This window comes from Streptomyces sp. NTH33, from assembly GCF_003236365.1.
Classification (GTDB): domain Bacteria; phylum Actinomycetota; class Actinomycetes; order Streptomycetales; family Streptomycetaceae; genus Streptomyces.
In genome coordinates this window covers 1-5,405 of record NZ_POTZ01000462.1, presented here as the reverse complement: position 1 = coordinate 5,405, position 5,405 = coordinate 1, and the positions used below count along the sequence as shown (strand labels likewise).

The 5,405-nt window shown below is 69.6% G+C and carries 5 protein-coding genes; 3 read left to right on the top strand and 2 right to left on the bottom strand.

Translation table 11 applies throughout. The annotated features are described in order from the left end of the window. Positions 1-304 (bottom strand): signal peptidase I (lepB, locus tag C1I97_RS30465; RefSeq protein WP_111006321.1); only part of this gene is annotated, 304 nt, incomplete at its 3' end. Between the two features lie 283 nt (positions 305-587). Between lepB and ahcY the strand changes: the two genes are divergently transcribed. Both ahcY and C1I97_RS30455 read left to right on the top strand, forming a co-directional pair. Beyond that, positions 588-2,045, top strand: a complete 1,458-nt coding sequence (gene ahcY / locus C1I97_RS30460) for an adenosylhomocysteinase (RefSeq protein ID WP_111006320.1) — start codon at positions 588-590, stop codon at positions 2,043-2,045. A 120-nt stretch (positions 2,046-2,165) separates the two neighbouring features. Beyond that, the gene (locus C1I97_RS30455) at positions 2,166-2,783 is read left to right on the top strand and encodes a hypothetical protein (RefSeq protein ID WP_111006319.1); all 618 of its coding nucleotides are present in this window, start codon (positions 2,166-2,168) and stop codon (positions 2,781-2,783) included. A gap of 75 nt (positions 2,784-2,858) precedes the next feature. Here C1I97_RS30455 and C1I97_RS30450 read toward each other — a convergent pair whose 3' ends face one another. Continuing rightward, complete coding sequence (locus C1I97_RS30450) at positions 2,859-3,821, bottom strand: RDD family protein (RefSeq protein ID WP_111006318.1); 963 nt, start codon at positions 3,819-3,821, stop codon at positions 2,859-2,861. Positions 3,822-3,953: 132 nt separating this feature from the next. Here C1I97_RS30450 and C1I97_RS30445 point away from each other — a divergent pair, with 132 nt between their 5' ends. Next, positions 3,954-4,958 carry a stage II sporulation protein M gene (locus C1I97_RS30445; protein ID WP_111006317.1) on the top strand — a complete coding sequence of 335 codons (1,005 nt, stop codon included), beginning with the start codon at positions 3,954-3,956 and terminating at the stop codon, positions 4,956-4,958. The last annotated feature ends 447 nt before the right edge of the window (positions 4,959-5,405 follow it).

Sequence of the window (5,405 nt, the reverse complement as noted above, 5' to 3'; positions counted from 1 at the left end):
CACCCGTACAGCACACCACGCGATCGCCGCCCACCCCGACGACCCGCTTCATCACGTCGGAGGTGAAGCCGTAGCGGTCCGGTGCGGAGAACAGCACGACGTCGCCGCGCCGCACCTGGGAGCCGTCGACACGTTCGAAGATGACGCGGTCTCCCTGCTCGTACGTCGGCGACATGCTGGAACCCCGGATGACGGATCCCCCGTACGCCGCCCTCGCATACCCGAAGGAGCCAAAGCCCACCACCGAACCCACCAGCCCCAGCACCAGCGCCGCAGCCGCGAGTCCCCGCCCTCTGCCGGACATCCGTCTCCTCCCCGTGCGGCCCGTCCGCGGCGCAGAGGGTAACGAAGTGTCCGGAGGCGGACTGGGGCGGCCCCGCTCTCCGGTGTAGCTTGGGACGGAGCCAGACGTCGCTGCTGATGGCGGTCGGGCGGTCCGCAGACGGACCGGCCGAGGGAGAGAGGGCCTCCGACGGACTGCGCTGCGCGCACGCGGGCATGCCTGTGTCCTCTTCGGGCACCCCTGTGTCCGCCGCCGCGCAGGTCAGCCGTACCCACCTCGACCCAACCCCGAGGAGCAGCCCGTAATGACGACTGTCGACAGCCGACAGGACTTCAAGGTCGCCGATCTGTCCCTGGCCGAGTTCGGCCGCAAGGAAATCTCCCTCGCCGAGCACGAGATGCCCGGTCTGATGGCGATCCGTGAGGAGTACGCCGCCGCGCAGCCCCTGAAGGGCGCGCGCATCACCGGCTCCCTGCACATGACCGTGCAGACCGCCGTCCTGATCGAGACCCTGGTGGCCCTGGGCGCACGGGTCCGCTGGGCGTCCTGCAACATCTTCTCCACCCAGGACCACGCGGCCGCCGCCATCGCCGTCGGCCCGAACGGCACCCCCGACAACCCGCAGGGCATCCCGGTCTTCGCCTGGAAGGGCGAGACGCTTCAGGAGTACTGGTGGTGCACGGAGCAGGCGCTGACCTGGCCGGACAGCCCCACCGGCGGCCCGAACATGATCCTGGACGACGGCGGTGACGCCACCCTCCTGGTCCACAAGGGCGTCGAGTACGAGAAGGACGGCAAGGTCCCCTCGCCCGACACCGCCGAGTCCGACGAGCACCGCGTCATCCTGCAGCTGCTGACCCGCACCCTGGGCGAGAACCCCCAGAAGTGGACCCAGCTGGCCTCCGAGATCCGCGGCGTCACCGAGGAGACCACCACCGGCGTGCACCGCCTGTACGAGATGCAGCGCGACGGCACCCTCCTCTTCCCGGCGATCAACGTCAACGACTCCGTCACCAAGTCGAAGTTCGACAACAAGTACGGCTGCCGGCACTCCCTGGTCGACGGCATCAACCGCGCCACCGACGTCCTGATCGGCGGCAAGACCGCCGTCGTCTGCGGCTACGGCGACGTGGGCAAGGGCTGCGCGGAGTCCCTGCGCGGGCAGGGCGCCCGCGTGATCATCACCGAGATCGACCCGATCTGCGCCCTGCAGGCGGCGATGGACGGCTACCAGGTCACCACCCTGGACGAGGTCGTCGAGACGGCCGACATCTTCATCACCACCACCGGCAACAAGGACATCATCCTTGCCTCCGACATGGCGAGGATGAAGCACCAGGCGATCGTCGGCAACATCGGCCACTTCGACAACGAGATCGACATGGCCGGCCTCGCCAGGACCCCCGGCATCGTCAAGGACGAGGTCAAGCCGCAGGTCCACACCTGGACCTTCCCGGACGGCAAGAAGATCATCGTGCTGTCCGAGGGCCGCCTGCTGAACCTGGGCAACGCCACCGGCCACCCGTCGTTCGTGATGTCCAACTCCTTCGCGGACCAGACCCTGGCCCAGATCGAGCTGTTCACCAAGCCCGACGAGTACCCGACCGGCGTCTACGTGCTGCCCAAGCACCTCGACGAGAAGGTCGCCCGCCTCCACCTGGACGCGCTCGGCGTGAAGCTGACCAGGCTCCGCCCCGAGCAGGCCGCGTACATCGGCGTGGACGTCGACGGCCCGTACAAGTCGGACCACTACCGCTACTGACCGGTACCGAGCCGCAGCCCCGCGTCTCAGCCAGGTCCTCCGAACCGAGGCAGGCCCCCGCACCCCCGTGCCGGGGGCCTGCCCCTTTCGCCGGACCAGCCCTCAGAACCCAGGACCCCCATGCCCCGCGGCCGATATTCGCTTCACGACCCGCACGATCACGCCCCTTACGCAGAAGAGCACTTCCAATGCGCCCCCGGGCCCTCCGGCTGGCGCTACGTCTCCCAGCTGACCACCCCCTCGGGCGACCACCACGGCTCCGTCGACCTCGCCCTCGACGAACTCGGCCGCCCCATCCGCCTCGAACTCCACGCGGGGAGCTGGCAGGTGCGCGGCGCCGCCCTCGACGGGGTTACCTGGGTCCGCACCGACCCCACTGGCAGCCAGGCAACCGAAGGCAATGCGCGCGCCCACGCCTTCACCGGCACGTCCCCCGCGTTCCTCGTCGCCACCGCTCGTCTCCTGCGCCTCACCTCCTCCGCCGCCGCGACCCGTGTACGCCTCGTCCTCTTCACGGAACCGGTCCTCGCCCCGCGCACTGTGGACCAGTCCTGGGCCCTGGTGGAAAGAGAAACACACGCCACTGACAACGGCCCCCTGATCGTGGACGAATACCAGGTCACAGCCCTGGACACCGGCGAACAGCACACCGTGCACATCGCCGGGGACGTGGTCCTGGCGGCCCCCGGCATCGAGCTCGAGGACCTCCAGTCGCCGCCGTCGGCCTTCGGCTCCTGAGCGCTGAACGCGAGGAAACACGAGGGAACGCGAGGCGGCAGGGACCGGGCAGGCCGGCGGCCGGGCTCGCCTGGCTCAGGCGGGCGGCACGAACCCAGTGCTCGGGCGCTCAGTCCGCGCAGTGCCGGGGGCGGGAGTCTCCGGGTGCCCGCCGGTGCCGTATGCCGAGGTCTCAGGGCGGGCTTCGGCCGGATACGACAGCGGAGGCGTGGTGGGCGGCTGCGGTGCGGAGAAGCCGGGCGCACCGGGCAGGGCATCGCCCCCGTCGGCGGTCCTTTCCGACGCCGGGCTTTTACCGAACGCGCGCCGGGCCTCCCGGGTCTGCCGCTCCTGCAGCACCGCCGCCAGATACATGGCCGGCGGAACCCCCGCCGGCGCCGGAGTCCCGGTACGGGAGGCGAGATCGGCGGCAAGCCGCTCCGCCATGCCCCAGCCGACCTGCGGGTCCAGCTGTTGCATCCGTGTCAGGTACTGCCGGATCGCCAGCCACAGGCCGTCGGGGACCGCCGACAGGTCCAGTGCCGAGAAACGCCCCGCCAGCCAGGGCGGCGGCGGAGGCACGAACGCCGTCGGCCCGGCCGGTACCCGCTCCCGCACGACCAGAGTGCCCGCGAACACGTCACCCAGCCGACGCCCGCGCGCCGACACCAGCGAGGCGATGCATGCGATCACCCCGAAGGTCATCAGGATCTCGACCACACCGATCGCACCGCGCACCAGCGCATGCCGGAACCGGATCGGCCCGCCGTCGTCCCTGACCACCCGCAGCCCGCACGCCACCTTCCCGAGAGACCGCCCGTGGCTGAGCGTCTCCACGGCTATCGGTCCCCCCACCAGCACGAGCAGGAACGTCGCGATCGACAGCGCCATCCGCGCCGCCTCGTCCAGGGAAGCCGTGGCAGCGACCACGGCCACGGTCACGGCGACGTAGACCGCCACGGCCAGGAGGAGGTCGAGCAGTACCGCCAGCGCCCTGCTGGGCAGCCTCGCAGGGCGCAACTCCAGCGCCACCGCCTCGCCCGTCACCAGCTCACTCACACCCGTCGTCCTTCCCCTGACCTGCCCATGAGAACGGCCAGTCTGCCAAGCTGAGGGCAATCGCGCCGCGGTAAGACAAGCTGACGCAGCCGACGCGCCGTCGAACAACCAGCCGAGGAGCAGGCAGACCCGATGGATCTGGACGTCTTCGTCTCCGCCCACCGAGCCGAGTGGGACCGCCTCGACGCCCTGCTCCGTCGCCGCCGCCTCACCGGCACGGAGGCCGACGAACTCGTCGTCCTCTACCAGCGCGCGGCGACCCACCTCTCCCTGATCCAGTCCAGTGCTCCGGACCCTCAGCTGACCAGCTGGCTCAGCCAGCGCGTGGCACGCGCGCGGAGTGCCGTGACGGGAGCCCGCCGTGCCTCGTGGCAAGACGTCACCCGCTTCCTGCTGGAGGGTTTCCCCGCGGCGGTCTACCGGACCCGCTACTGGTGGGTGCCCACCGCGATCCTCTCCACTGCTGTCGCGGCACTTCTGGGATGGTGGATCGGTACGCACCCCGAGGTGCAGGCCGCGATCGCGGCCCCCAGCGAGCTGCGGGAGCTCACCCGACCCGGCGGCGAGTACGAGGCGTACTACTCCAGCCACCCCGCGGCCTCCTTCGCCGCCCAGGTGTGGACGAACAACGCCCGGGCCGCCGCCATGTGCCTGGTCCTGGGAGTCTTCCTGGGCCTGCCTGTCCTGTGGGTCCTCTTCGAGAACATGCTCAATCTCGGCGTCGGCATCGGCCTGATGTCCTCGGCCGGCAGACTCGACACGTTCCTCGGTCTTGTCCTGCCGCACGGCCTGCTCGAGCTGACGGCCGTCTTCGTCGCCGCCGGTACGGGACTGCGTCTCGGCTGGACGCTCATCGACCCCGGTCCCCGCTCCCGACGCACCGCCCTCGCCGAAGAAGGCCGAGCCGCGGTGGGCATGGCGATCGGCCTGGCTCTGGTCCTCTTCGTCTCCGGCGCCATCGAAGGCTTCGTCACCCCCTCGGGCCTGCCCACCTGGGCTCGCATAGGCATCGGCGTCGTCGTCGAGTTGTCCTTCCTCGTGTACGTCTTCGTCCTCGGCGGTCGTGCGGCCCGGGCCGGCGAGACCGGGGACGTGGAGGCAGTCGAGCGAAGCGCCACCGTGCCGACGGCCGCCTGATGTGCGTTTACGTCTGCTGAGCTGCTAGTCTCCTCTTCGCCCCACCGGAGCCGTTGACACGGATCGGGTGGGGAGGTAGATTCGAACAGTTGCCTGGAGCTGGACCTGGTCCAGATGGGCGGCAGTGAGCATCTGTCTGCTTCAGAAGGCGACGACGATGTCGATCGCGAAGAAGCCCCTCCCGATGAATCGGAACGGCGGTCGGTCAAACCGACTCAAAAGTTCTGGTAAAGTCGGGTCCGCCGGAAAGGGAAACGCGAGAGCGGGAACCCGGAAAGCGCCGAGGAAATCGGGTCGGGAAGATCTGATAGAGTCGGAAACACCGAAGGGAAGCGCCCGGAGGAAAGCCCGCGAGGGTGAGTACGAAGGAAGCGTCCGTTCCTTGAGAACTCAACAGCGTGCCAAAAATCAACGCCAGATATGTTGATACCCCGTCTCCGGCCGGAT